Origin of the sequence: Mesorhizobium sp. M0047 (assembly GCF_040323315.1) — a bacterium.
Lineage (GTDB): Bacteria > Pseudomonadota > Alphaproteobacteria > Rhizobiales > Rhizobiaceae > Mesorhizobium.
Map to the genome: position 1 here is coordinate 114,462 of NZ_JAMYUW010000010.1, position 23,511 is coordinate 137,972.

The window sequence follows — 23,511 nt, forward strand, 5'->3', positions numbered from 1 at the left end:
TGGAAGATGAAGTCATCCCTCTGGCATGCGTAATTCGGCTCGGGTTTGTCAATCCTGCAGCACGCCGCCGGCGCCTTCCAGCGCCTCGCGGGTGTCGACATCGACAGACGCCGCCGCACCGATCTCGACGTCGATGACATCGAGCCCTTCGGTCTCGACCAGATGGCGTGCGCCGGTGTCGCCTTCCAGATGGGCGATCGCCGGAAACAGCGAACGCGGCAAAAGCACCGGGTTGCCGCGCTTGCCATTATGTGTAGCGCGAACCACCGAATTGCCGCCGGCCTTGCGGAAGGCGTCGATCAACCTGTCGAGATCGTCGGCCGCGACTCCCGGCATGTCGCCTAGAACGATCATCACACCGGCGGTGTCCTCGGGCAGATAGGCTATGCCGGCCTTCAGCGAGGTGGACAAGCCGTCAGTAAAATCGGGATTGTCGGCGAAGGTCACGTCGAGGCCCGCCAGCGCCGCCCGCACCCGCTCGCGTTGATGGCCGGTGACGACAATCGTGCCGGAAGCCTTCGAGCCGAGCGCCCGCTCGGCGGTGCGGCGCACCAGCGGCTTGCCGTCGAACAGTGCCAGCAGCTTGTTGGATCCGCCCATGCGGCTCGACCGACCAGCCGCCAGAAGCACGATGCCGACCTTGAGCTGGCTTTTCGGCAGCGGTTCGCGCGGCTGTGGGCGTGTCGGGATCTCCATCAGCAGCCCGCCGACCCCCATGCCGGCAATATCCTTGGCGGTCACGTCAAGGCCGGCGATCAACCGATCCAGAACCCAGTCGAAGCCGTTCTCCTTGGGACTGCGGGCGCAACCGGGCGCGCCGATGACGCGCTTGCCATCGAGTGTGCCGAGCACCAGCAGATTACCGGGATCGACCGGCATGCCTGCGCGGATGACAGTCCCACCTGCCCTCTCGATGGCCGCCGGAACCACGTCGGCGAAATCGCTCATCGCCGAGGCGCCGAAGATCACCACCATGTCATTGTCGCGCGCCAGAGAGGCCGCGGCTTCCGCCACCTGAGCGATCTCATGCGGCGTACGGCGCTCCGCCGTCAGCCTGCCGCCCGTGCGCGCCAGCCGGGCCTCGGTGACGCGCAGCGTCTTGTCGAGCACTCCAGGCTTGATGCCCGGCAGAACCGTCTGGATGACGCCGACACGCACCGCCTGGTAGCCATTGACGGCAAAGATCTCGCCACCGGCACAGATTTTTGTCGCGGCGTCGACCAGCGCCGACCTGACCGCGAACGGAATAATCTTCACCGTCGCGACCATCTGGCCTTTCTCGACCGGCGCATGCTGCGCCAGCGTGGCGATGGTGATGGCCGGATCGATGGCATTGAGTGCGTCAACCATCGCCGCGTCGACCGTGAAGATTCCCAACGCGTTGGCATGGAGATTGACCCGCCCGGTCGCGGCCGACCTGGCCTCTATGCCGCGAAAGGCCATACTCTCAGAGATCGCCTGCGCTGCGGCATCCTCGCCGAGGTCGTCGGCAGCCAGCACAGCCGCAACGACCTCAGAAATACCGGCGGCTCGCAGCAGCGCCACGTCTTCGGCGCTCAGCCTGTGCGCCTTGCGGAAGCGCCGTTCACCAGCGGTGGTGGCATGCGCCAGCACCGCGCCTTCGGCCGCGTGGATCGGAATGGGGCCTAATTTCACGCCGGGCCGCCGGTAAAGCGCCGCGCGTCCTTTTGGACGCGCAAAGGACGCTCTGCTATTTTGAATCTACGCATCGTGCTTTTCCAAAATCGATTTCGATTTTGGAGCCGATGCGGAGGCATCGAGACCGCGCGAACGGAAGGCGTGGATTGCTTGCGCCAGCACCGCAACCGCGATCTCGGCCGGACTGGCAGCACCAATATCGAGCCCGATCGGCGCGTGAATACGGGCAATCTGGTCGGCGGTTGCGCCCAGCGCCAGCAGGCGTTCGACACGCTTGGCGTGCGTCTTCCTGCTGCCGAGCGCTCCGACATAGAAGCAGTTCGCATCCAGCGCGGCCTTCAGCGCGAAATCATCGATCTTCGGGTCATGGGTGACGGCGGCAAGTGCGGTGTAGCTGTCGAGCGGCTGTCGCTTCAGAACATCCTCCGGCCATTCGGCATGGAGCGCCACGTCGGGAAAGCGGTCCGGCGTGGCGAAAGCGGTGCGGGGGTCGACGATCTCTACGGGGTAACCGGCGATTTTCGCCATCGGCGCCAGCGCCTGGCTGATGTGAACCGCGCCGATCACCACGAGACGCGGCTGTGGCAGATGTGCATTGAGAAAGAAGGTTCGTCCTTCGGCCTCGACCGAACCGGAACTGCCGGTGCGGAGCGCTTTTGCGATTGCGGCTCCAAGATCGCCGGCGACTTGATCGCCCTCGCGCACGATGCGGTCGCGGCCATCACCGAGATCGGTGACAAGAATCGCCGCGCGACGGGCGCGTCGTTCGGCGTTAAGCGTCTTCAGCGCATAGGGATCCATTCGAGATCAGCCCAGTCTTTCCACATAGACCTTGATGCGGCCGCCGCAGGACAGGCCGACCTGCCAGGCGGTTTCGTCGGCAACACCGAACTCCAGGATCCTGGCCTTGCCGCTGTCGATGACGTCGATAGCCTCGGTGACAACAGCGCCTTCGACGCATCCGCCCGAAACAGAGCCGTGGAAATTACCGTCCGCGTCGATGACCAGATGGCTGCCCACAGGTCGGGGCGCCGAACCCCAGGTCTCGACCACTGTCGCGATGGCCACGTCCTTGCCGTCGTTCATCCAGCCTTCCGCGATGATCAAGGGGTCACGGGCTTCATCCAGATAAATGCTGTTTTCCATGATCGTTTCTCTGAGAGTCTGTTTTTCCGGATATATGGCTATGCGGCACGTCTCGCGCCAACTTCCATCCATTGGCGCGGGTCGACCGACCGTGCCGACTTCTTGTCCAGCGATGCGCAGAGGTCGGCGAGCGCATCGAGATTGTGCACCGAGCGGAACTCGTCGACATGCGGCAGCATCGCCTTGACGCCGCGGGCGCGCGCCTGGAAGCCGTCGAAACGCAGCAACGGGTTCAGCCAGATCAGCCGCCGGCAGGATTTGTGCAGGCGCTCCATTTCCTCCGACAGGCCGGCGACATCGTCGCGCTCCAGCCCGTCGGTGATCAAAAGCACGACCGCACCCTGCCCCAGCACGCGGCGCGACCATATCAGGTTGAACTCGGCCAGCGTGTCGCCAATGCGGGTGCCGCCCGACCAGTCCCTGACCGCAGTCGAACAATCGGCAAGGGCGGCATCGGGGTCGCGATGGCGCATCTGACGGGTCAGGTTGGTCAGCCGGGTGCCGAAAACGAACGTGCGCACGCGCCGGCGTTTTTCCGTCAGCGCATGCAGGAAATGCAGGAAGATGCGCGTGTACTGGCTCATCGAGCCGGAAATGTCGGCCAGCACAACCAGCGGCGGATGAACTTCGCGAGCTGAGCGGAATTTCGGCAGGATCAGTTCGCCGCCGGTGCGCGCGGCTGAACGCATCATGGCGCGCGGATCGACGCGGCGACCCTGCGCGTCGGCTTTGAAGCGCCGCGTTCGCACCATGTCGAAAGGCAGCCGCAGCTGCGCGATCGCCTTCTTTGCGTCGGCCATCTCGGTCGCGTTCATCTGGGCAAAATCCTTGCCTCGCAGCACCTCGTTGCCGGAAAAAGTGAACCGGGCGTCGACCTCGATCTCAGGGATTTCCTGGGCTGGCTGGTTCTTCTGGTGGCCTTCGAACATCGCCTGGCTGACGCGGTTCTCGGCTGCGCGGGGCTTCTGCTTTTCCCTGTTGTCAGGCGCCACCGGCGAAAACATCGCCAGCATCTTTTCGATCAGTTCACGCGATTTCCAGAACAGCCGGAAGGCTTCGTCGAAAATGGCGTGATCCTCATGCCTGGACACCAGCACGGCGTGTAGCGTCCAGTAGAAATCGTCACGCGAGCCGATGCCGGCGACGAGAACCGCCTCGATGGCATCCTTGACCGAGGCGGGCCCGACCCGCATGCCGGCCTTGCGAAGAGTGCGGGCGAAATAGACGATGTTGTCGGCGATCCGCCCGTCGACCTTCGCTTGTTTCGGCTCCTGGATCGGCATCGCTTACTCCGCCGCCGAAAGCTCGGCCTTCACCTCGTTGAGGATGCGCCGGCCTTCGCCCTGTTCGATGCGGGCAATGTCGTCCTGGTATTTCAACAGCACGCCGATCGTGTCGGATACGGTTTCAGGATCGAGCGCCACCTTGTCGAGCTCGGTCAGCGCGCCGGCCCAGTCGATGGTTTCGGCGACGCCCGGCACCTTGAACAGCTCGATCTGGCGCAGCTTCTGGATGAAGGAGACCACTTCGGCCGAAAGACGTTGATTGGCCTGCGGCACCTTGCGGCGCACGATTTCCAGCTCGCGCTCGGCATTGGGATAGTCGACCCAATGATAGAGGCAGCGCCGCTTCAGCGCATCGTGGATCTCGCGGGTGCGGTTGGTCGTGATGATGACGATCGGCGGCTCGTCCGCCTTGATGGTGCCGAGTTCAGGCACCGTGACCTGGAAGTCCGACAGGATTTCGAGCAGGAAGGCTTCGAACGCCTCGTCGGTGCGATCGAGCTCGTCGATCAGGAAGACCGGAGCAGCCCCCGCCTTGCCGGTCAGCGCATCGAGCACCGGGCGGCGGATAAGATATTTTTCGGAAAAGACGTTGCGCTCCATGGCGGAGCGCTCGACCTTGCCGACCGCCTCCTCCATGCGGATCTCGATCATCTGGGCGGCGTAGTTCCACTCATAGACGGCGGACGAGACGTCGAGGCCTTCATAGCACTGCAGGCGGATCAGCCGACGGCCGAGCGCCTGCGCCAATACCTTGGCGATTTCGGTCTTGCCGACGCCGGCCTCGCCCTCGAGGAACAGCGGCCGCTTCATGCGCAAAGACAGGAACAGCACGGTCGCCAGCGACCGATCCGCCACATAATCCGCGCCGGTCAGGAGATCGAGCGTCTCGTCGATCGTCCGCGGCGCGGCGCGCGGTTTCAGCTCGGTCATTCTTTCTCCGTGAACGCCGGCCCTCCGCTTTCCAGAACGTGGTAGCCGCGGGCGTGGTAGATCAACGGCCGCAAATTATCGCCCATCCGAAGGCCTGTCACCTTGCCAAAAAGCACACGATGAGTTGCCAGGTCCTTGGTGTCGATCAATTCGCAGTCGAACACGGCGAGCGCGCCCTTCAGCGTCGGCGCGCCGGTGGAGATCACGTCCCATTCGCCAAGCGCGAAGCGCTCCTCGACCGGCAGGCCGGTGATGCCGGAAAAGCCGATCGACAGCGGCTCCTGATGCGAGGCCAGGGTGTTCAAGGCAAATTTGCCGTTTTTCACGAACGGCTCATTCTTGGGATTTTCACGATTGAGACAGACCAGAATGGTCGGCGGTGTATCCGACACGGAACAGGCCGCAATCACCGTCGCACCGCGCTTGCCGGCCGGCCCATCGGTGGTGACAACATGGACGTGGCCGGCAAAATGGCTCATGGCGTCGCGGTAGGCCTGCGGCCCAATTTCGTTCTTCTTCAGCACCGTATGTTTTCCATGGTCAGGATCCTACCGACATATATGGCCATACATAGCCTGCCACAAGCGAAGTGCTTGAGCCATATCCCGAAATTCGCGTGTTGCACCAAGGTCGGGCAGGCTTTAGGTCTTGGCGATAAATAGGTGCCAGCAGCATAAGACCGACACAGAGGACCTCATCGCTCGAATGCGACCCAGGACAAGAACGATAGCGGCGCTGTTCTGGCTGTTTCTGGCCAGTGATGCGAATGCCCAGACGCTGGTGGTCGGCGTCTCAGCGCCTCTCTCTGGACCATCGGCCATTCTCGGCAAGCAGATCGAGGCCGGCACCGGTCAGGCGGCCCTAGCAAACGGCATAGAACTCAAGATCGTGGATGACGCCTGCACTGCGGACGGAGGCGCTGCGGCGGCCAGGGAATTCGTCGCAGCCAAGGTCAATGTCGTGGTCGGATTCCTTTGCACCGAGGCGATCGAGGCGGCGATGCCGATCCTCAGGGATGCCAACATTCCAGTCATTACCGTTGGCGTGCGAACCGAAAGCCTGACCGACCGCCGCGCCAAGACCGGCTGGCCGGTCTTTCGCCTCGGGCCACGCGGCGACGATGAGCGCAACGCCGTCGCCTCCACCCTCACCCATCTGTGGCAAGGCGAGTTGTTCGCGGTCATCGACGACGGCACCATCTATGGCCGCGAAATCGCCGAGACGTTGCGGGCGGCCGCGGAGCAGGCAGCGCTGAAACCGGTATTCGTCGACACGTTCCGGCCGCAGCTCGACAATCAGATCGGCATGATCGGCCGGCTGAAGAAGGCCGGCGCCACGCATGTATTTGCCGGCGGCGACGGCGACGACATAGCCATCATGGGCCGGGATGCCGCACAGCTCCAGGCCGGCATCGTCTTTGCCGGCGGGGAGAACCTCCGCACACCGACCGGCGACGTGCCCTATGCCGTGGGAACATTGATGATCGCACCGCCGGAATGGGCCGATGTCGCCGACCCCAAACTATTGTCGGCCTTTGCCACGCAGAAGGTCGTGCCCGACGGTTATACGCTGCCCGCCTACGCGGCGATCGAGATCGCCAAAACGGCGTCAACCTTGTCCGAGGGCTCGGGCAAGCCACTGACCGAGGCCCTGACCGGACAGGATTTCACCACTGCGATCGGGCAGATCCGCTTTGACGCAAAAGGCGACCTCAGCCAGAGCCCCTACCGCGTCTTCCGATTCGACGGCACGCGCTTTGCGCCTTTGGAAAGCAACTGATGTTTCGCACCGGCCCGCGCAACCTGATCACCGACGTTGCCGGACTGCGCGTCGGCAACGCGTCCGATGCCAAGCTGAAATCCGGCGTTACGACCGTGCTCTGCGACGAACCGACGGTGGCCGGCGTTCAGATCCTGGGCGGTGCGCCGGGCACCCGTGAGACCGACCTGCTCGAACCGCACAATTCGGTCGATGTGGTGCACGCCGTAGTGCTTTCGGGCGGTTCGGCTTTCGGCCTCGACGCTGCATCCGGCGTGCAGGCGGCGCTGCGCGAACGCGGCATCGGCCTGGAGGTCGGAGGCTTTCGCGTGCCGATCGTGCCGTCGGCGATCCTGTTCGACCTGCGCAATGGCGGCGACAAGGATTGGGGCCTTTATCCACCCTACCGCGAGCTTGGCTATGAAGCAGCGCAAAACGCCGCTGCCGATTTCGAGCTCGGCACCATTGGCGCCGGCACCGGTGCGCTGACTTCGGGGCTGAAGGGCGGCCTCGGCTCGGCTTCGACGCTGCTGGACAACGGCATCACCATCGGTGCGCTGGCCGGCGTCAATCCGACCGGGTCGGTGACAACAGGCCGAACCCGCCATTTCTGGGCAGCACCGTTCGAAATCGGCGACGAATTCGGCGGACTTGGTTATCCCTCGCCGATGCCGGGCGACGCGAAGCGTATCCTGCTGAAATACCGCGACAAGCACATGGGCAGACAGATGGAGACCGGCGGCAACACCACCATCGCCGTCATCGCCACGGACGCGGTTCTCACCAAGGCTGCCGCAAAGCGCCTGGCAATCTCGGCGCATGACGGCTTCGTGCGCGCCATCTGGCCCACCCACACGCCGGCCGATGGCGACCTGGTATTCGCGCTGGCAACCGGCACGAGCGGCATCGAACTCACCGCCGACGCGGCAATCGACCTCTATGCCGCAGCCGGCGCCACGATGGCGCGCGCCATCAGCCGCGGCGTGTTTGCCGCGACGCCGGCCGAAAACGATCTGTTTCCGGTCTGGTCATCGCGTTTGGGATAAACAGAGGCCCTCGATCATACTCGATCGGACTTTTCTTCCTCGAAGGTCACCGCGACATCGGAATTCGCGGACAGCCACACCTTGTTGCCGTCGACCTCGGCAATCAGGCTCACGGGAACATAATGGTGATGGCCCTTGTGAGTGCCCTGACCGCTATCGGCCTTGGTCAGCTTGATGCGCTGGCCGTCGACCTTGTCGACGGTGCCGACATGCACGCCATCGGCGCCGACGACTTCCATATGTTCACGAATTTTGCTGGTGTCGGTCATGGTGGTTCTCCATTGGGACTGCCGACATTAACAAATGAGGGGCCGATTGGATGCATCGGCTTTCGCACCGCACGACGTTTTGATTTCGTCGTGCTAGGGGATTGAAACGATCACGGGGGTGAAGACCCATGCGAATGCTATTTCTGTTTGCAGTTGCCCTGCTTGCACAGTTTGCGACCTCGATCGCCGCACGTGCCGGCGATGTCGCTGAACTTGAAATCCTCGGCTTCGCCAAGGACGGCAGTGTCTTCGCTTTCGAGGAATACGGCGTGCAGGATGGATCGGGCTTTCCCTATGCCAACCGCTACTACATCGACACCAGCACCGACAGCTTTCTCAAGGGCACGCCGATCCGGGTGCGGCTTGAGGACGAGAATGCCAAGCTCGACGCGGCGCCCCTTCAGGCCCGGCAAAAAGGTGAAGCCATCGTCAGTCAGGCCGAGCTGAGCGCCAACCGCGGCATGACAGCGGGTTTCAACCCGGTGACCGAACTTTCAGCCGATCCGCACCGGATGGCGGTCAACCCGCGCCCGATCTTCTCCCCGGTCGATCAGCCGCTCGAGTTCCGCCTCGATGAGCTGGGCATGAACAACACCGAAGGCTGCCAGAGCCAGGGCGAGATCAACGGTTTTCGCTTGCTGCGTATCGAGGCACAGGATGGTGGCACCACCAAGCTGCTGCACGAGGACAAGGCGGCACCGAAAAGCCGGGGCTGCCCGAACGGCTATCGCATTGGCGCCGTGCAAACCTTTTCAATGGACAGTCTCAGCGCCTATGCGGTGCTGATCGCGGTGCGCCAATACGGCTTCGAGGGGCCGGACTTTCGCTGGATCGCGGTGACCGGCCGCCTGTGACATCCCCTGTTCAAACTGCCAGGCGCAATCGCGCCCTGAATCGCCTTCGCCACGCGATGCCGGAACTTCGCATCGCGTTTTTCGGCGCCTTGTTGTGGGCGGTGACGATGGGTGCCAGCGCGCTCGTCAACTTGTTCTTGGACAACTGGGAGACCCCGGCGAAAATCCGCATTGTCACCCTCCTGTTTGCTGTGGGAGCTGCGCTGGCCTTTCCGATCGGCCTGTTTGCCGCGAAGCTGGTCTCGCAGGGCAGGCGCTGGGAAGTCGCCTTCGCAGCAGCCTTCGTGTGCCTTGCCGCAGCAACGGTCGGCCTGACCTCTGGGTTGTTTGCCCTGCAGTACCGCTCCTACTATGCCGAGTGGCATGCACCTGCGTTCACCCACACCTGGGCCCTCCAGTTCGTCTTCACGACCTTGATTGCGCTCTACCAGTTCGTGGTGCTGGGCATCCGGCTTTATTTTCCGCTTGGTTTCGTGGCCGTGTTTGCCGCGAGCGTCTGGTTTGCGCGCCAGCAGCGTTGAGCATTTTGCTCGCCTCTGTTAGGACGCGGGCAAACCTCTCGATACGTCAGGACTGACCGATGATCCCTCGCTATTCCCGGCCGGAAATGGTCGCCATCTGGTCGCCCGAAACCCGGTTTCGCATCTGGTTCGAAATCGAAGCCTATGCGTGCGATGCGCTGGCCGAACTCGGCGTCATCCCCAGGGAAGCGGCCAAAACCATCTGGGAAAAGGGCAGTGCTGCAAAATTCGATGTCGAGGCGATCGACGAGATCGAGCGCGTCACCAAGCACGACGTCATCGCCTTCCTGACCCATCTTGCCGAATTCGTCGGGCCGGACGCCCGTTTCATCCACCAGGGAATGACCTCGTCGGACGTGCTCGACACCTGCTTTGCCGTGCAGCTTTCCCGCGCCAGCGACATCCTGCTCGCCGACATCGATGGCCTGCTCGCAGCGCTCAAGCGCCGTGCGTTCGAGCACAAGGACACCGTCACCATCGGCCGCAGCCACGGCATCCATGCCGAGCCGACCACCTTTGGCGTCAAGCTGGCGCAGGCCTATGCCGAATTCTCGCGCTGCCGCGAGCGCCTGGTGCATGCGCGCGAAGACATTGCCACCTGCGCGATTTCGGGCGCGGTCGGCACCTTCGCCAACATCGACCCCTATGTCGAGGAACATGTGGCGGCAAAGCTCGGCCTGAAGCCCGAGCCGGTCTCGACGCAAGTGATCCCGCGCGACCGCCACGCCATGTTCTTCGCCACGCTAGGTGTCATCGCCTCATCGATTGAGCGGCTGTCGATCGAGATACGGCATCTGCAGCGCACCGAAGTGCTGGAAGCGGAAGAGTATTTTTCGCCGGGCCAGAAAGGCTCCTCGGCAATGCCGCACAAGCGCAACCCGGTGCTGACGGAAAACCTCACCGGCCTTGCCCGCATGGTGCGCTCCATGGCGCTGCCAGCAATGGAGAATGTGGCGCTCTGGCACGAGCGCGATATTTCGCACTCGTCGGTCGAGCGCATGATCGGGCCGGACGCCACGGTGACGCTCGATTTCGCGCTGTCACGGCTGACCAGCGTCGTCGACAAGCTGCTTGTCTATCCCGACAACATGCTGAAGAATATGAACAAGTTCCGCGGTCTCGTGCATTCGCAACGCGTCATGCTGGCACTGACGCAGGCCGGCCTGTCGCGAGAAGACTCCTACCGGCTGGTGCAGCGCAACGCCATGAAAGTGTGGGAGCAAGGCGCTGATTTTCTTGAAGAACTGCTTGCCGACAAGGAAGTGACCGCAGCGCTGCCGGAAGCTGAAATCCGCGAGAAATTCGACCTAGGCTATCACACCAAGCACGTCGACACTATTTTCAAACGGGTGTTCGGCGAAGCCTGAGACGCGTCCGAAATAAAAGAGGTCCGCTGGCCAGCCGGCGGACCTCTTTTTTGTTTGATGTTTCCGAGGCCGGTCAGGCCTTGCCGGGAACAGTCCTGATCACCGTACCCCACGGATCTTCGCGGGTAATCGGGCTGGTCACATTGTCTGAACGCATTTCGACCCAAGCCAGACCGGACCTGCTTGGATCGCGGCGACCGGCGCCCGAACTCCGCCAGGCGTTGGCGCCGATGTGGTGGTGGTAGCCGCCGGACGACAGGAACACCGCCTGGCCGCCATATTTGGCCACCGTGTCGAAGCCGAACTCCTGGTTCCACCAGGCCTCGGCGTCTTCCGGTCGGCCGACCCGCAGGTGGACATGGCCGATAATGCTGTTTTCCGGCGCTCCCTGCCAGCCGGCGTCACCCGTCGGCACTTCGGCAACGACCGACGGAATGTTCAATCGCTCTGTCGCCATGGCAATCTTGTCGCCATTCCACTTCCAGTCCTGCGGACGGCGGTCGGCATAGATCTCGATGCCGTTGCCTTCGGGGTCGGTCAGATACAGCGCTTCGCTGACCAGATGGTCGGAGGCACCCTCGATAGCGATCTTGTCGGCGATGGCATGGTTGATCCAGCGGCCGAGATCGGCGCGGCTGGGCAGCAGGAAGGCCGTGTGGAACAGGCCGGCGCTGCGCGGATCATCCGGCTTGGCAGAAGCATCGGCCTCGATGACCAGCAACGGACGGTTGGCTGCGCCCAGAGTGATCGCGCCTTCAGCACGGCTCAATTCCTGCAGGCCGACGACGCTGCGATAGTAGGCCGCGAGACTTTCAGCGTCGCGCGCTTTCAAGCCAACTCGGGCAACGCTGACCGGCGTGGTGGCGGCAAAGGGCAGTTCACTCATCAAATGCTCCGATCGACCGGCCTGCGGTGAAGCTCCCAAGGCAAGAAGCCCCGCACCGCCAATCATCATACGTCGTGTCAGTTCCAAAAGTGAGGGCTTCCGCACACGGCTGTTTCTTTTCCTGGCCACCTTTCGTCCATCGGTATCGTTCACACAAGACGCGAAGAAGCGAACATCCTGTTCACTATTGTGATCAAGAGCCCTGTTCATGACCCGTTGCACGAAGCGACTTGGCTCGCTATTTCAGGCGCCATGAAGGTCAAGGAAGCAGATATTCTCATCGTGCCGGGCTACACCAATTCCGGGCCCGACCATTGGCAGAGCCGCTGGCAATCGAAGCTGTCGACGGCGCGCAGGGTCGAGCAGGCCGAGTGGTCGAAGCCGGTGCGCGACGACTGGACAGCCAGCGTAGCCAAGGCGGTCAACGAAGCCGAGAAGCCGGTCGTGCTGGTCGCGCACTCGCTCGGCGTGGCCACGGCCGTGCAAGCCATCCCGCAGTTCCGCAAGCCGGTTGCCGGGGCCTTCTTCGTGGCGCCGCCCGATGTCGCCAATCCCGAGATCAGGCCGAGGCACCTGATGACCTTCGGCCCCTACCCGCGCGAGCCGCTGCCCTTTCCGTCCATCGTGATCGCCAGCCGCAACGATCCGTTCTGCGCCTTCGATGTCGCCGAGGACATTGCCGGAGCGTGGGGTTCGCTGTTCGTCGATGCCGGCCCGACCGGTCACCTCAACGCGGATTCGGGCTTTGGTCCCTGGCCCGAAGGCTCGATGACCTTCGCCAAATTCCTGACGGACCTGTAATACGTCGCTGTCAAAGCTTCCGCACGGACTCGCCCGGATAGGCCCAGGTGTGCTTGTGTGAACAATAATTTAATGCACACGGGTAAGATCTTCGGTGACGGCACGCTCTGTTCACCTGGAAGATTATTCTCGTGCGCTAAACGGGCAATTTTCCAAGAAAAAAGGCCATACTTGCGCAAGGATGCTTCACTCGAATTGTTGAGAGGTGTCGCGGCACTCATTGTTCTGAATGGGCACTGTTTGCGTGCTTTTGCGCCGTTGGCGATAGGAGAGGGAGACAAGGCGGCGCAATCGCTCAAGACAAGTCCGGCTTTCATCGCCTTCAATGGCGGCTCCGCCGTCTACTTGTTTTTCGTGCTCTCTTCCTATGTGCTTGTGAAGCGTTATTTTCAGACCCGCGAGGCGCAAGACCTGTGGCTGGGTGCCATAAAACGTTTGCCTCGTCTGGCTGGACCCGTGCTTGTCGTGGTTCTCTTGTCCTGTGTCCTCTTCAAGCTCGACCTGTATTTCTTCGAGGATGCGGCGGCGGTCACCCAATCTGAGTGGCTCGGCAGATTCGGCAATGCTCCAAAGGTGCTGTCGCGGGAGACAGCGAGTTTCTCCGACGCGTTCCTGCAAGGGGCCTGGCGGACGTTCATTTACGGCGACAAATATTATGACAGCAGCCTGTGGACCATGACGGTCGAGTTCTGGGGCAGCATGCTGACCTTCGCACTCGCCCCGATCGTCTTTTTCTTCCATGGCCGCGGGACGCTGGTATCCTGGTTTTGCATAGCGACAGGCGCATTCCTGGCGGTACAAGTCAGCTACTTCCTTTGTGCCTTTCCGGCCAGCCTCCTGCTCTATCCGCTTCTCGCCATGGGATTTCGTCCGAATCCCTGGGTGAGAGGCGCCATGGCGATGATTTCCCTGGCGCTGCTGGGTTATGCGGGGGATGCGGTAGGCATATATCGGCCCTTTGCACTGCTTGAGGCTATGGTGTCCGATGATGTAGGCCTGCGGCAATCCTGCGTGGTCATTCCAGCCAGCATCATGTTGGTCTATGCCGTGCTGAGTACGGATGAGCCGCCGTCATGGTCTTCGGGCAAGGCGGCACGTTTCCTGGGCGATCTGTCCTTTCCACTCTATCTCGTGCATGTACCCCTCATCTGCTCGCTCGGGTCATGGGTCCTGCTGGCCAGCGGCTCCGCCGCGCTCGGCGCCGCCGCCGCTATACTGGGTTCGATCCTCGCGGCATTGCCGCTGATGGCCTTCAACAATTGGTGGGTCCGTGCACTCGGCGACCTGTTCAACAAATTCAGACGCAACACACCGGCCGCGGCGATGACCGCGGCAGCGCGGGCCTGACGACACGATGCTGCAGCGACAATTGGGCTTGTAGCGACAATTGGTCCGTTCGGGTTCAGGACCCGATCGAATCCCTGACGCTGTTGATCAGGGCTTTTGCACCGAGTCCGATCAGCGCGTGTTCCGATCCCATGGCCAGCAGCCGGTAGCCCATCGATACGACACGACCGGCAATTGTCGGGTCGACAACATAGATCGCCGCATATTTGCCGGCCTTGCGGGTGCGCTCGGCGACCGACGCCACTGTCTCCATCATGCTTTCCAGTGTGGAATCGACCGTGGCGCCATTGCTCCAGGCGATCGAGAAATCCGATGGGCCGAGGAAGATGCCGTCGATGCCAGGCGTGTCGAGAATGCCATCGAGCGCATCGAGGGCGGCGCGCGTTTCGACCATGGCGAAGGCCAGCACGCGCTGGTTGGTGTCGCGCAGCCATTCGGCCTGGTCGCCCTTGCCGTGGCGTGGAAAGGCGTAGGTCGGGCCCCAGGAACGCTCGCCGACCGGCGGGTATTTCATGGCGGCGGCGAACAGTTTGGCGTCAGCCACCGAATTCACCATCGGCGCAATGACCGCCTCGGCGCCAAAATCGAGCGCACGGCTCGCCATGTCGAAACGTCCGACCGGAATGCGCACCAGCGCCGGCTTTCCGGCAGCGAGCACCGGCACCAGCCCACGCAGCACGCTATCCTCGTGATGGCCGCCATGCTGCATGTCGAGCGTGACGGCATCAAAGCCCTGCTTGGCGACGATTTCGACGGTCAGGGCATCCGGCACGCCGGACCATGCGGTGAACAGCGTTTCATCGGCTGCAAGACGGGACTTCAGGGACATCTAATCGCTTCCTTGTTAACGACAGCAGTTTCAGCCGGAAACCGCGGCAAAGGCAAAGAAAAACCGCCCGGGTGGGCCGGGCGGTCGATTGGTCCAGTCATTCTTTGGTCTGTCGCAGGTTCTCTGTCGCAAAGCCGTTGGCCACTTTTGCGGAACCTGCTTCGGCCGGATCAGGTGTTCTTGATCTCTTCGATCGCCTGCGCCATCAACTCGTCCATGGTGCGGCGGATCTGATGGTCCGACTGGTCTACGCCGGCCGCATCGAAATCCTTGCGGATCTTGCGGAACACGTCGTGATCGCCGGCTTCCTCGATATCGGAAACAACCACTTCCCTGGCATAAGCGTCGGCGTCGGTGCCGGACTTTCCAAGCTTTTCGGCGGCCCACAGGCCGAGCGCCTTGTTGCGGCGCGCCGAGGCCTTGAACCGAAGCTCCTCGTCGAAAGCAAATTTGCGCTCGAAGCCCTCTTCGCGGTCTTTCATGCTGCTCATGGCGTCCCTCCGGGTCAAATTCGATTCGTTGGCGGTGGATATGTGTGTTGCCAAAGCACAAACCAAAAGGTCGCGGGCCGGTCAATACGCTTCGTCGCATGCTGCGCTGCGGCATTTCGGTCCCGAAAGCGGTTGATTGGAAGGATTTGCCGATTGAGCAAACGATGTGATTGGGATAGACCCGGCATTGAACCCTACCGTAAGCCGCACTATTTCAGGCAGACGGACAGGAAATGGCCAATTGCCGCCTGTCCGGAACCCCAGAGAAAAAATCAGATGAAAAATCGCCGCCGCATTTATGAAGGCAAGGCCAAGATCCTCTATGAGGGACCCGAGCCGGGTACGCTCATCCAGTTCTTCAAGGACGACGCCACCGCGTTCAACAAGAAGAAACATGAAGTCGTCGACGGCAAGGGCGTGCTCAACAACCGTATTTCGGAGCACATCTTCAACCACCTCAACCGCATGGGCATCCCGACCCACTTCATCCGCCGGCTCAACATGCGCGAGCAGCTGATCAAGGAGGTCGAGATCATCCCGCTCGAGGTGGTCGTGCGCAACGTCGCCGCCGGTTCGCTGTCCAAGCGCCTCGGTATCGATGAAGGCACCGTTCTGCCGCGCTCGATCATCGAATTCTATTACAAGGCCGACGCGCTCGACGATCCGATGGTGTCGGAAGAGCACATCACCGCGTTCGGCTGGGCGAGCCCGCAGGAGATCGACGACGTCATGGCGCTGGCCATCCGCGTCAACGACTTCCTCTCCGGCCTGTTCATGGGCGTCGGCATCCAGCTCGTCGATTTCAAGATCGAATGCGGCCGTCTGTTCGAGGGCGACATGATGCGCATTGTCGTCGCCGACGAGATTTCGCCGGATTCCTGCCGCCTGTGGGACGTGGCGACGCATGACAAGCTCGACAAGGATCGTTTCCGCCGCGACATGGGCGGCCTCGTCGAAGCCTACCAGGAAGTTGCCCGCCGCCTCGGCATCATGAACGAGAACGAGCCGCCGCGCCCCACCGGCCCGGTGCTTGTCGCCTCGACCGACGGCCTCAAAGGCAAGCCGCACTGAATAGCGGCTTGCAACCCGATAGTCAGAACAGGAGCATGTCCAGCGTGATCAAGGCCCGCATTACCGTCACACTCAAGAACGGCGTGCTTGACCCGCAAGGCAAGGCGATCGAACACGCCCTGTCGGGCCTGGGTTTTGGCGGCGTCGGCGCGGTGCGGCAGGGCAAGGTGTTCGACGTCGAGCTGGCGGAAAGCGACAAGGCCAAAGCCGAGGCGGACCTCAAGGCGATGTGCGATAAGCTGCTGGCGAACACGGTGATTGAGAATTATAGTGTAGCGATTACCTGAGGTTGCGCCGGAGGCACTATGCCGGAAGTCACGAATGAGCTGATGTACGAGCTTCTTAAGCGCGTGCATCATGAAATTGGTGAACTTCGTCAGGATGGTTCCGAGACGAAGCGGGAATTGAATGTGATGCGGGGTCACATGGTGGCGACGCAAAGCGATATCCATAACATTTATGGCATTCTCGCCCGTCAGGACGAGCGCCTCGAACGCATAGAACGACGCCTCGACTTACGCGAACTCGCCGAAAACCAAAGGCCTTTCGAACCGAAATGAAATCAGCTGTCGTCCTTCTGCCTGGCCTCAACCGCGACCGTGACATGATCGCGGCGCTGACCAAGATTTCGGGAAAGCCGCCGATCACTGTCTGGCAGACCGACACCGAAATCCCCGATGTCGACCTGATCGCCATTCCGGGCGGCTTCTCCTTCGGCGATTATCTGCGCTGCGGCGCGATCGCGGCGCGCATGCCGGTCATGCGGGCGGTGGCCGAAAAGGCAGCCGCGGGCGTGACAGTCATCGGCGTTTGCAACGGTTTCCAGATCCTGGTCGAGGCCGGCCTGCTGCCGGGCGCCTTGATGCGCAACACATCGCTGAAATTCGTCTGCCGGCAAGTGAAGCTTGAGATCACCAATGCCAACACGATGTTCACCCGCCGCTACCAGCCAGGCCAGATCATCCGCACGCCGGTTGCGCATCATGACGGCAATTATTTCGCCGACGCCGACACACTCGCCCGTCTCGAAGGCGAAGGCCAGGTGGTGTTCCGCTATGCGGACGGCACCAATCCCAACGGCTCGATCAACGACATTGCCGGCATCATCAACGACCGCGGCAATGTGCTCGGCCTGATGCCGCACCCGGAAAACCTGATCGAAGCAGCCCATGGCGGTACCGACGGCCGGGGACTGTTCGAAAGTGCGCTTGGCATCGCCGCCTGACCTCTTCGAGGCAAGCGTCTTGAAAACATCCGGACATTCCTGTCTCTTTGTCGAGGCAAGTCCAGTTCATGGGGGAGAAAAACGGTCATGAAACTCTATTCGCGGCCGTTGTCGCCCTACTCGTCGATCGTGCGGGCGCTGGCCTACATCAAGGACGTGCCGCTCAAGATCATCGCGCCACCGCCCGGCTTTCCCATCCCGGAAGGATTTCGCGCCATCTCGCCGATGAACCGGATTCCGGTGCTGATCACCGGCTCAGGCGAAACGATCGTCGAATCGGTGGTCATCGCCGAGTATCTCGAAGAGCGATTTCCGGAACCGGCACTGCTGCCGCCCGATTCCAAGGACCGCGCGCTGGTGCGCATGTTCGCCCGCATCACCGATCTCGATGTGCTGACCCCGATGATGAAGCTTTTCGAGCTTCATTCCATGCCGAAGCGAAACAGTGCCGAGATCGACGCCCAGTTCATCCGGCTGCACCACGGGCTGGCAGCGATCGAGGAGCGCATGGCGCACGGGCCCTTCGCGCTCGGTGACGATATCAGTTTCGCCGATGCCTGGCTGACGCCGACGCGGTTCATCTTCAACAATTTCCGCGCCATGACAGGCCGCCGCGACCTGCTCGACGCCTACCCGAAATTCGACGCCTATGAGCAGATCGCCTCGCAGCACCCGGCATTGTCGCGGGTGTGGGGCGAGATGACCGACGGCCAGAAGATATTTCTGTCCGAGCTTGAGATGGGTGCCGCTTGACCAGGAGCAAGGCGATCGCGCTGGTTGCCGCGGCGGCTTTCGCTCTCACATCCTGCCAATCGACCCCGAAGAGCACGCCTGTGCCCTCGGGCAAGAGTGCAGCGCTGCTGGCCATGGAACAGGTGGCGATATCGGCCCATAAATGCTGGATCGCCAGCAAGGACCCAGCCTTCAAACAATATCAGATGGCCAATGAACTGAATTCGTTCAGCGGCACGCCGCGTTTCCTGCTGGTGCCGGCCAAACACTATGGCGGCAAACCGTTGCTGGTGGTCCAGGCGCAAGGCAATTCAAGCCGCGTCGATGTGTTCGGGCCGCTGATGAACAATCCGCTCGGTGCCCGTATCGGATCGGACATCGCCCGCTGGCAAGCCGGCAATCCGGCCTGCGCCGCGACCGCCTAGCCCATGGGCCGCTTTCTGCAGATGACGGGGCTGGCCATCGGCCTGGCCGGGCTCGTCCTGCAGTTCTGCATCAGCATTCCGGCGTCGATGGAGGCAGGCCGCAGCCTGCTCGGCTCCATCGTTTTCGTTTTCAGCTTCTTCACCATCCTGACCAACATCGGCGCGGTGCTGGTGTATGCGTCGCTGCTGTCGCCCGCCGGCTATGCGTGGTTGCCGGCCTTTGCCGGAACACGCATACGGGCCGGCGTTGCCGTTTCAATCGCGTTGGTCTTCATCATCTACGCCGCGGTGCTGGCACAGCTCTGGCAGCCGCAGGGACTGTTCCTGCTCTGCGACGTCCTTCTGCACTATGTGACGCCGGTGCTGTTCGTGTTGTGGTGGCTGACATCAGGCGCCGACGGTCGGACGCGTTGGAGCGACATCTCCTGGTGGGTGCTCTATCCCGTCGCCTATCTGATCTATGCGCTGATGCGGGCGCCGTTTGCAGGCGAGGTGCCCTACCCGTTCCTGGACGTCGCCAGGAACGGCCCGGCCAGCGTTGCCATCTCGGCGGCCGCCATCACCGGACTTTTTCTCGTGCTGTGCGTGGTTGCCGTCCTTGCGGACCATAACATTGCGCGCACCCGGCTATTGAGCGTCCGCTAGAGCGGCCGTGCATGTGGGACCTTTGCGACGCAAGCGATTCCGCTTGGCTGCAAAATGCCTTGGCTTTCAGTCCCAGAAGGGCCTGATACCCTCGCGGTGGGCATCGCAGCGCGAGACCCCGATATCCTTGAGTTGGTCATCAGTCATTTCCAGAAGCGCCAGCCTGCTGCGCCGACGCTCCAGCAGATGGCCGATCCATCTCGCCAGCGACCTGGCCAAGCGCACCAGACGGGTGACAAAGCCACTTTGGCTCGATGGGCGTGCCGATTGACCTGATAGTTCGACTCTCGAAGAGCGGATTGTAGCGATTGTGCTCATTTTCTATCTACCCGAATTCCAAATTGCATCCCTTTTTTGCGCAATTCCGATATGTATTGACTCACAATTCGGCGCAATATAGAAAATTGTCACCATGACAAATTGGCTTCCAGATCTCACTGCCGGCTCCGGCCCGCTGTATCAGCGCCTGGCGGATTCAATCGAAACGGATATCGATCGGGGTGTGATCGAAGCCGGAGCAAAGCTGCCGCCGCAACGCGACCTCGCCTACGACATCGGCACCACGGTCGGCACGGTCGGCCGGGCCTATCAATTGCTGCGCGAGCGCGGGCTGGTGAGCGGCGAAGTCGGGCGTGGAACCTATGTACTCGGTCAGCGCGCCGACGGCGCAAAACCGAACCTGCCGGCGCCGGTCAGCAGTGGCGAAGGCACTCGCCATATCGATGCACCGCGCGGCAAATTGCGTTTCGACAGCACGGCAGCGCCAGACATCGGCCAGGGTGCTGATATCGCCGACATCCTGTCGCGCACGACGCAGGACCACCCGCATGAGATTTCAAGCTATACTAGGGATTTCCCCGACCGCTGGTACGAAGCCGGCGCACGCTGGCTATCGCGCAATTCGTTCAGACCTAATGCCGAGACTATCGTCCCCACGCTCGGCACCCACGCCGCGGTAATGGCGGCGATCGCGGCGCTCACCACCCCTGGCGACTATGTCGCCTTCGAGCACCTCACCTACTCGCAGATTTCCCGCAGCGCCGGCCTGATCGGCCGACGCACCGCACTGGTGGCATCGGACGACGAAGGTATCGACCCCCAGGATTTCGAGCGCGTCTGCGCGCAAAAGCATCCCAGGATGATCTTCCTGATGCCGACGGCGCAGAATCCGACGCTGGCGACCTTGTCGGCGGCGCGCCGCGAGGCAATTGCGCGTGTCGCGCGCGAATACAATGTCATCCTCGTCGAGGACGATCTCTACGGCAATTTGACCGACGACCCGACACCGTTGCTGGCCGAATATGCCCCTGAGCGCACCATCGTGGCGGGTGGCCTGTCCAAGTCGGTCGCGGCCGGCGTGCGCGGCGGCTGGCTTTCCTGCCCGCCTGCCTATCGCCATCGTATCCGCGTCGCCCACAAGATGATGACCGGCGGCATGCCTTTCCTGCTGGCCGAGGTGAATACAAGGCTCGTGCTGTCTGGCCAGGCGGATGAGATACGCAAGCGCAGCATCGGCGAAATCCGCGCCCGCATCGCGATCGTGCGAGAGACTTTGGCCGGCTTCGCGTTCAAGGCACACGACAGGGTGCCTTTTGTCTGGATGACCCTACCCGATCCCTGGCTTTCCGGCACCTTCAAGAACGCCTGCCTCGAACATGGCGTGCTGATCGACGACGAGGACGAGTTCAAGGCCGGCCGTTCCGAGCAGGTTTTCCACGGCGTCCGCTTCGGCATTTCGCAGCCACGGCAGCGCAAGGACATCGCCGAGGGAGTCGCGGTGATCCGGCGACTTCTCGATGAAGGCCGTGCCGGCTACGACAGCTTCTCCTGACACCCTGTGGTTTTGTCCGGTTTTCCGTCGTTTTTCGTCGAACCATGGGTGTATCGGCCTTAAAGCTTGCGATAAGACGGGACTCAAAATCCCAACGCGCCCCGGATAAAAATCGCTGCCCATGACCATTTCCAATTCCGTGCCGATCACCCCTGATCTTATCGCCGCGCACGGGCTGAAGCCCGACGAGTATCAGCGCATTCTCGATCTTGTCGGGCGCGAACCGAGCTTCACCGAACTCGGCATCTTCTCGGCGATGTGGAATGAGCATTGTTCGTACAAATCGTCGAAGAAGTGGCTGCGCACGCTGCCGACCACGGGCCCGCAGGTCATCCAGGGCCCAGGCGAGAATGCCGGCGTGGTCGACATCGGCGACGGCGACTGCGTCGTCTTCAAGATGGAGAGCCACAACCACCCGTCCTACATCGAGCCCTATCAGGGTGCGGCGACCGGCGTCGGCGGGATATTGCGCGACGTCTTCACCATGGGCGCGAGGCCGATCGCTGCGATGAATGCACTGCGCTTCGGCGCGCCTGACCACCCCAAGACCAGGCATCTCGTTTCGGGCGTGGTTTCCGGGGTCGGCGGCTATGGCAACGCCTTCGGCGTGCCGACGGTCGGCGGCGAGGTCAATTTCGATGCCCGCTACAACGGCAACATCCTGGTCAACGCTTTTGCGGCAGGCATTGCCAAGACGGATGCGATCTTCCTGTCGGAAGCAAAGGGCGTCGGCCTGCCTGTCGTCTATCTCGGCGCCAAGACCGGCCGCGACGGCGTCGGCGGCGCCACCATGGCTTCGGCTGAATTCGACGACAAGATCGACGAGAAGCGCCCGACCGTGCAGGTCGGCGATCCCTTCACCGAAAAGTGCCTGCTGGAGGCTTGCCTCGAACTGATGGCCTCGGGCGCCGTGATCGCCATCCAGGACATGGGTGCCGCCGGTCTGACCTGCTCGGCGGTCGAGATGGGCGCCAAAGGCGACCTCGGCATCGAGCTCGATCTCGACAAGGTGCCGGTGCGTGAAGAGCGCATGAGCGCCTATGAAATGATGCTTTCGGAAAGCCAGGAGCGCATGCTGATGGTGCTGCGCCCCGAAAAGGAACAGGAAGCCGAGGCGATCTTCCACAAATGGGGGCTCGACTTCGCCATCGTCGGCAGGACCACCGACGATCTGCGTTTTCGCGTGCTGCACCAAGGGGATCAGGTCGCCGACCTGCCGATCAAGGATCTCGGCGACAAAGCACCGGAATATGACCGGCCGTGGATCGAGCCGAAGAAGCCGGCGCCGCTGGCCGCCGATGACGTGCCGCAAGCCGATGTGGCCGATGCGCTGTTGAAGCTGCTTGGCGGACCGGATCTTTCCTCGCGCCGTTGGGTCTGGGAGCAATACGACACGCTGATCCAGGGCAATTCGCTGCAGCTTCCCGGCGGCGATGCCGGTGTGGTGCGCGTCGATGGCCATCCCACCAAGGCGCTCGCTTTTTCGTCGGACGTGACGCCGCGCTATTGCGAGGCCGACCCTTATGAGGGCGGCAAGCAGGCGGTGGCCGAATGCTGGCGCAATTTGACCGCCACCGGCGCCCTGCCGCTGGCTGCCACCGACAATCTCAATTTCGGCAACCCGGAGCGGCCCGAGATCATGGGCCAGCTGGTCGGCGCGGTGAAAGGCATCGGCGAGGCCTGCCGCGCACTCGGCTTCCCGATCGTCTCCGGCAATGTCTCGCTCTACAACGAAACCAACGGCCAGGGCATTTTGCCGACGCCGACAATCGGCGGCGTCGGTCTGATCGCCGACTGGTCGAAGATGGTGCGGACCGGCTTTGCCGCGCAAGGCCAGATGATCCTGCTGGTCGGCGCGCCGGACTCCTGGGGAACACATCTCGGCCAGTCGGTCTATTTCAGGGACATCCACGGCCGCACCGATGGCCCGCCCCCGCCGGTCGATCTAGACCATGAAAAACGCGTCGGTGACCATGTGCGCGCTCTGATCGCATCCGGCATCGTCACGGCGGCCCATGACGTGTCCGATGGCGGTATCGCGGTGGCTTTGGCCGAAATGGCGATGGCCTCCGGCATGGGCGCGACCGTTCCCGGGCTTGTCGGCACCGATCCCATTCCGGTGTGGTTCGGCGAGGATCAGGGCCGTTATCTGCTGACGCTGTCGATCGACCCGCACGGCGATGAATGGGACGCCATCCGCAAGCAGCAGGGCGAACTCGGCATCTTCGCGCCGTGGATCGGCTCTACCGGCGGCAGCGCGCTGAAGCTTGGTGAGGCGCGGGCAATCCCGGTCAGCGAACTGACCGGGGCGCACGAGGGCTGGTTCCCGCGCTTCATGGGTCAGGCCAGTTGACCGGAGCATGATCCCGAAAAGTGGAAACCGTTTTCGCGG

27 protein-coding genes are annotated in these 23,511 nt (G+C 62.4%); 16 read left to right on the forward strand and 11 right to left on the reverse strand.

What is annotated here, in order from left to right; all coding sequences use genetic code 11:
* Positions 1-48 precede the first annotated feature (48 nt).
* From NKJ89_RS12190 to NKJ89_RS12215, 6 genes are all read right to left on the reverse strand, one after another.
* Positions 49-1,656, reverse strand: coding sequence for an NTP transferase domain-containing protein (locus NKJ89_RS12190; RefSeq protein WP_352602633.1), 1,608 nt, complete (start codon positions 1,654-1,656; stop codon positions 49-51).
* Between the two features lie 66 nt (positions 1,657-1,722).
* Complete coding sequence (locus NKJ89_RS12195) at positions 1,723-2,460, reverse strand: XdhC family protein (RefSeq protein ID WP_352602635.1); 738 nt, start codon at positions 2,458-2,460, stop codon at positions 1,723-1,725.
* A gap of 6 nt (positions 2,461-2,466) precedes the next feature.
* Positions 2,467-2,805, reverse strand: coding sequence for an XdhC family protein (locus NKJ89_RS12200; RefSeq protein ID WP_352602636.1), 339 nt, complete (start codon positions 2,803-2,805; stop codon positions 2,467-2,469).
* Between the two features lie 38 nt (positions 2,806-2,843).
* Positions 2,844-4,088 carry a vWA domain-containing protein gene (locus NKJ89_RS12205; protein WP_352602638.1) on the reverse strand — a complete coding sequence of 415 codons (1,245 nt, stop codon included), beginning with the start codon at positions 4,086-4,088 and terminating at the stop codon, positions 2,844-2,846.
* Positions 4,089-4,091: 3 nt separating this feature from the next.
* Positions 4,092-5,021, reverse strand: coding sequence for an AAA family ATPase (locus NKJ89_RS12210; protein WP_352602640.1), 930 nt, complete (start codon positions 5,019-5,021; stop codon positions 4,092-4,094).
* Positions 5,018-5,545 carry a flavin reductase gene (locus NKJ89_RS12215; protein WP_352602642.1) on the reverse strand — a complete coding sequence of 176 codons (528 nt, stop codon included), beginning with the start codon at positions 5,543-5,545 and terminating at the stop codon, positions 5,018-5,020. The genes NKJ89_RS12210 and NKJ89_RS12215 overlap by 4 nt, the downstream gene beginning before the upstream one ends.
* A 181-nt stretch (positions 5,546-5,726) precedes the next feature.
* Here NKJ89_RS12215 and NKJ89_RS12220 point away from each other — a divergent pair, with 181 nt between their 5' ends.
* Together NKJ89_RS12220 and NKJ89_RS12225 are read left to right on the forward strand one after the other, a co-directional pair.
* Positions 5,727-6,800, forward strand: a complete 1,074-nt coding sequence (locus NKJ89_RS12220; RefSeq protein ID WP_352602643.1) for a branched-chain amino acid ABC transporter substrate-binding protein — start codon at positions 5,727-5,729, stop codon at positions 6,798-6,800.
* The gene (locus NKJ89_RS12225; protein ID WP_352602645.1) at positions 6,800-7,825 is read left to right on the forward strand and encodes a P1 family peptidase; all 1,026 of its coding nucleotides are present in this window, start codon (positions 6,800-6,802) and stop codon (positions 7,823-7,825) included. Before NKJ89_RS12220 ends, NKJ89_RS12225 begins: the two co-directional genes overlap by 1 nt.
* Before the next feature lie 14 nt (positions 7,826-7,839).
* Here the strand turns inward: NKJ89_RS12225 and NKJ89_RS12230 are convergent, their stop codons facing one another.
* Positions 7,840-8,094 carry a DUF2171 domain-containing protein gene (locus NKJ89_RS12230; protein ID WP_352602647.1) on the reverse strand — a complete coding sequence of 85 codons (255 nt, stop codon included), beginning with the start codon at positions 8,092-8,094 and terminating at the stop codon, positions 7,840-7,842.
* Between the two features lie 128 nt (positions 8,095-8,222).
* Here NKJ89_RS12230 and NKJ89_RS12235 point away from each other — a divergent pair, with 128 nt between their 5' ends.
* Genes NKJ89_RS12235 through purB form a run of 3 tightly spaced genes read left to right on the forward strand, consistent with a single transcriptional unit; the run spans position 8,223 to position 10,836 of the window.
* The gene (locus NKJ89_RS12235; RefSeq protein WP_352602649.1) at positions 8,223-8,948 is read left to right on the forward strand and encodes a DUF2259 domain-containing protein; all 726 of its coding nucleotides are present in this window, start codon (positions 8,223-8,225) and stop codon (positions 8,946-8,948) included.
* Between the two features lie 56 nt (positions 8,949-9,004).
* Positions 9,005-9,469, forward strand: a complete 465-nt coding sequence (locus NKJ89_RS12240; protein ID WP_352602651.1) for a hypothetical protein — start codon at positions 9,005-9,007, stop codon at positions 9,467-9,469.
* A 59-nt stretch (positions 9,470-9,528) separates the two neighbouring features.
* Positions 9,529-10,836 (forward strand): adenylosuccinate lyase, encoded by a 1,308-nt coding sequence (gene purB, locus NKJ89_RS12245; RefSeq protein WP_352602653.1) that lies wholly within the window; start codon positions 9,529-9,531, stop codon positions 10,834-10,836.
* A gap of 73 nt (positions 10,837-10,909) precedes the next feature.
* On the opposite strand, the gene NKJ89_RS12250 is transcribed toward purB, so the two are convergent.
* Entirely contained in the window at positions 10,910-11,722 is an 813-nt protein-coding gene (locus NKJ89_RS12250) for a VOC family protein (protein ID WP_352602655.1), read from the reverse strand.
* A 252-nt stretch (positions 11,723-11,974) separates the two neighbouring features.
* On the opposite strand from NKJ89_RS12250, the gene NKJ89_RS12255 reads away from it, so the two are divergent.
* The gene (locus NKJ89_RS12255; RefSeq protein WP_352602657.1) at positions 11,975-12,523 is read left to right on the forward strand and encodes an RBBP9/YdeN family alpha/beta hydrolase; all 549 of its coding nucleotides are present in this window, start codon (positions 11,975-11,977) and stop codon (positions 12,521-12,523) included.
* Positions 12,524-12,580: 57 nt separating this feature from the next.
* Entirely contained in the window at positions 12,581-13,870 is a 1,290-nt protein-coding gene (locus NKJ89_RS12260; RefSeq protein WP_352602659.1) for an acyltransferase family protein, read from the forward strand.
* 55 nt (positions 13,871-13,925) lie between these two features.
* On the opposite strand, the gene NKJ89_RS12265 is transcribed toward NKJ89_RS12260, so the two are convergent.
* Both NKJ89_RS12265 and NKJ89_RS12270 read right to left on the reverse strand, forming a co-directional pair.
* Positions 13,926-14,699 carry an HpcH/HpaI aldolase family protein gene (locus tag NKJ89_RS12265; protein ID WP_023759517.1) on the reverse strand — a complete coding sequence of 258 codons (774 nt, stop codon included), beginning with the start codon at positions 14,697-14,699 and terminating at the stop codon, positions 13,926-13,928.
* Between the two features lie 170 nt (positions 14,700-14,869).
* Entirely contained in the window at positions 14,870-15,190 is a 321-nt protein-coding gene (locus NKJ89_RS12270) for a DUF1476 domain-containing protein (protein WP_023759518.1), read from the reverse strand.
* Between the two features lie 276 nt (positions 15,191-15,466).
* On the opposite strand from NKJ89_RS12270, the gene purC reads away from it, so the two are divergent.
* From purC to NKJ89_RS12305, 7 genes are all read left to right on the forward strand, one after another.
* Positions 15,467-16,261 carry a phosphoribosylaminoimidazolesuccinocarboxamide synthase gene (gene purC / locus NKJ89_RS12275; protein WP_023759520.1) on the forward strand — a complete coding sequence of 265 codons (795 nt, stop codon included), beginning with the start codon at positions 15,467-15,469 and terminating at the stop codon, positions 16,259-16,261.
* 44 nt (positions 16,262-16,305) lie between these two features.
* Positions 16,306-16,548, forward strand: coding sequence for a phosphoribosylformylglycinamidine synthase subunit PurS (gene purS, locus NKJ89_RS12280; protein ID WP_023759521.1), 243 nt, complete (start codon positions 16,306-16,308; stop codon positions 16,546-16,548).
* 18 nt (positions 16,549-16,566) lie between these two features.
* Positions 16,567-16,821 (forward strand): hypothetical protein, encoded by a 255-nt coding sequence (locus NKJ89_RS12285; protein WP_352602661.1) that lies wholly within the window; start codon positions 16,567-16,569, stop codon positions 16,819-16,821.
* A complete protein-coding gene (gene purQ, locus NKJ89_RS12290) occupies positions 16,818-17,486 on the forward strand; it encodes a phosphoribosylformylglycinamidine synthase subunit PurQ (RefSeq protein ID WP_023759523.1) in 669 nt (222 codons plus the stop codon). The genes NKJ89_RS12285 and purQ overlap by 4 nt, the downstream gene beginning before the upstream one ends.
* 87 nt (positions 17,487-17,573) lie before the next feature.
* Positions 17,574-18,239 (forward strand): glutathione S-transferase family protein, encoded by a 666-nt coding sequence (locus tag NKJ89_RS12295; RefSeq protein WP_352602663.1) that lies wholly within the window; start codon positions 17,574-17,576, stop codon positions 18,237-18,239.
* Positions 18,236-18,643, forward strand: coding sequence for a hypothetical protein (locus NKJ89_RS12300; RefSeq protein WP_352602665.1), 408 nt, complete (start codon positions 18,236-18,238; stop codon positions 18,641-18,643). Before NKJ89_RS12295 ends, NKJ89_RS12300 begins: the two co-directional genes overlap by 4 nt.
* A 3-nt stretch (positions 18,644-18,646) precedes the next feature.
* Positions 18,647-19,288 (forward strand): Pr6Pr family membrane protein, encoded by a 642-nt coding sequence (locus tag NKJ89_RS12305; protein WP_352602669.1) that lies wholly within the window; start codon positions 18,647-18,649, stop codon positions 19,286-19,288.
* A gap of 66 nt (positions 19,289-19,354) precedes the next feature.
* On the opposite strand, the gene NKJ89_RS12310 is transcribed toward NKJ89_RS12305, so the two are convergent.
* Positions 19,355-19,606, reverse strand: a complete 252-nt coding sequence (locus tag NKJ89_RS12310; protein ID WP_352602671.1) for a DUF1127 domain-containing protein — start codon at positions 19,604-19,606, stop codon at positions 19,355-19,357.
* Positions 19,607-19,700: 94 nt separating this feature from the next.
* On the opposite strand from NKJ89_RS12310, the gene NKJ89_RS12315 reads away from it, so the two are divergent.
* Both NKJ89_RS12315 and purL read left to right on the forward strand, forming a co-directional pair.
* Complete coding sequence (locus NKJ89_RS12315; RefSeq protein ID WP_352602673.1) at positions 19,701-21,119, forward strand: aminotransferase-like domain-containing protein; 1,419 nt, start codon at positions 19,701-19,703, stop codon at positions 21,117-21,119.
* Positions 21,120-21,240: 121 nt separating this feature from the next.
* On the forward strand, positions 21,241-23,472 hold the full coding sequence (purL, locus tag NKJ89_RS12320; RefSeq protein WP_352602675.1) for a phosphoribosylformylglycinamidine synthase subunit PurL: 2,232 nt from the start codon (positions 21,241-21,243) through the stop codon (positions 23,470-23,472).
* Positions 23,473-23,511: the final 39 nt, after the last annotated feature.

Excerpts from the sequence above, each read along its gene's own strand:
- NKJ89_RS12195 (WP_352602635.1), bottom strand. The coding sequence starts at position 2,460 with ATGGATCCCTATGCGCTGAAGACGCTTAACGCCGAACGACGCGCCCGT.
- NKJ89_RS12200 (WP_352602636.1), bottom strand. The coding sequence starts at position 2,805 with ATGGAAAACAGCATTTATCTGGATGAAGCCCGTGACCCCTTGATCATC.
- NKJ89_RS12205 (WP_352602638.1), bottom strand. The coding sequence starts at position 4,088 with ATGCCGATCCAGGAGCCGAAACAAGCGAAGGTCGACGGGCGGATCGCC.
- NKJ89_RS12210 (WP_352602640.1), bottom strand. The coding sequence starts at position 5,021 with ATGACCGAGCTGAAACCGCGCGCCGCGCCGCGGACGATCGACGAGACG.
- NKJ89_RS12220 (WP_352602643.1), top strand. The coding sequence starts at position 5,727 with ATGCGACCCAGGACAAGAACGATAGCGGCGCTGTTCTGGCTGTTTCTG.
- NKJ89_RS12225 (WP_352602645.1), top strand. The coding sequence starts at position 6,800 with ATGTTTCGCACCGGCCCGCGCAACCTGATCACCGACGTTGCCGGACTG.
- NKJ89_RS12230 (WP_352602647.1), bottom strand. The coding sequence starts at position 8,094 with ATGACCGACACCAGCAAAATTCGTGAACATATGGAAGTCGTCGGCGCC.
- NKJ89_RS12235 (WP_352602649.1), top strand. The coding sequence starts at position 8,223 with ATGCGAATGCTATTTCTGTTTGCAGTTGCCCTGCTTGCACAGTTTGCG.
- NKJ89_RS12240 (WP_352602651.1), top strand. The coding sequence starts at position 9,005 with ATGCCGGAACTTCGCATCGCGTTTTTCGGCGCCTTGTTGTGGGCGGTG.
- purB (WP_352602653.1), top strand. The coding sequence starts at position 9,529 with ATGATCCCTCGCTATTCCCGGCCGGAAATGGTCGCCATCTGGTCGCCC.
- NKJ89_RS12250 (WP_352602655.1), bottom strand. The coding sequence starts at position 11,722 with ATGAGTGAACTGCCCTTTGCCGCCACCACGCCGGTCAGCGTTGCCCGA.
- NKJ89_RS12255 (WP_352602657.1), top strand. The coding sequence starts at position 11,975 with ATGAAGGTCAAGGAAGCAGATATTCTCATCGTGCCGGGCTACACCAAT.
- NKJ89_RS12265 (WP_023759517.1), bottom strand. The coding sequence starts at position 14,699 with ATGTCCCTGAAGTCCCGTCTTGCAGCCGATGAAACGCTGTTCACCGCA.
- NKJ89_RS12270 (WP_023759518.1), bottom strand. The coding sequence starts at position 15,190 with ATGAGCAGCATGAAAGACCGCGAAGAGGGCTTCGAGCGCAAATTTGCT.
- purC (WP_023759520.1), top strand. The coding sequence starts at position 15,467 with ATGAAAAATCGCCGCCGCATTTATGAAGGCAAGGCCAAGATCCTCTAT.
- NKJ89_RS12285 (WP_352602661.1), top strand. The coding sequence starts at position 16,567 with ATGCCGGAAGTCACGAATGAGCTGATGTACGAGCTTCTTAAGCGCGTG.
- purQ (WP_023759523.1), top strand. The coding sequence starts at position 16,818 with ATGAAATCAGCTGTCGTCCTTCTGCCTGGCCTCAACCGCGACCGTGAC.
- NKJ89_RS12295 (WP_352602663.1), top strand. The coding sequence starts at position 17,574 with ATGAAACTCTATTCGCGGCCGTTGTCGCCCTACTCGTCGATCGTGCGG.
- NKJ89_RS12305 (WP_352602669.1), top strand. The coding sequence starts at position 18,647 with ATGGGCCGCTTTCTGCAGATGACGGGGCTGGCCATCGGCCTGGCCGGG.
- NKJ89_RS12310 (WP_352602671.1), bottom strand. The coding sequence starts at position 19,606 with ATGAGCACAATCGCTACAATCCGCTCTTCGAGAGTCGAACTATCAGGT.
- NKJ89_RS12315 (WP_352602673.1), top strand. The coding sequence starts at position 19,701 with ATGACAAATTGGCTTCCAGATCTCACTGCCGGCTCCGGCCCGCTGTAT.
- purL (WP_352602675.1), top strand. The coding sequence starts at position 21,241 with ATGACCATTTCCAATTCCGTGCCGATCACCCCTGATCTTATCGCCGCG.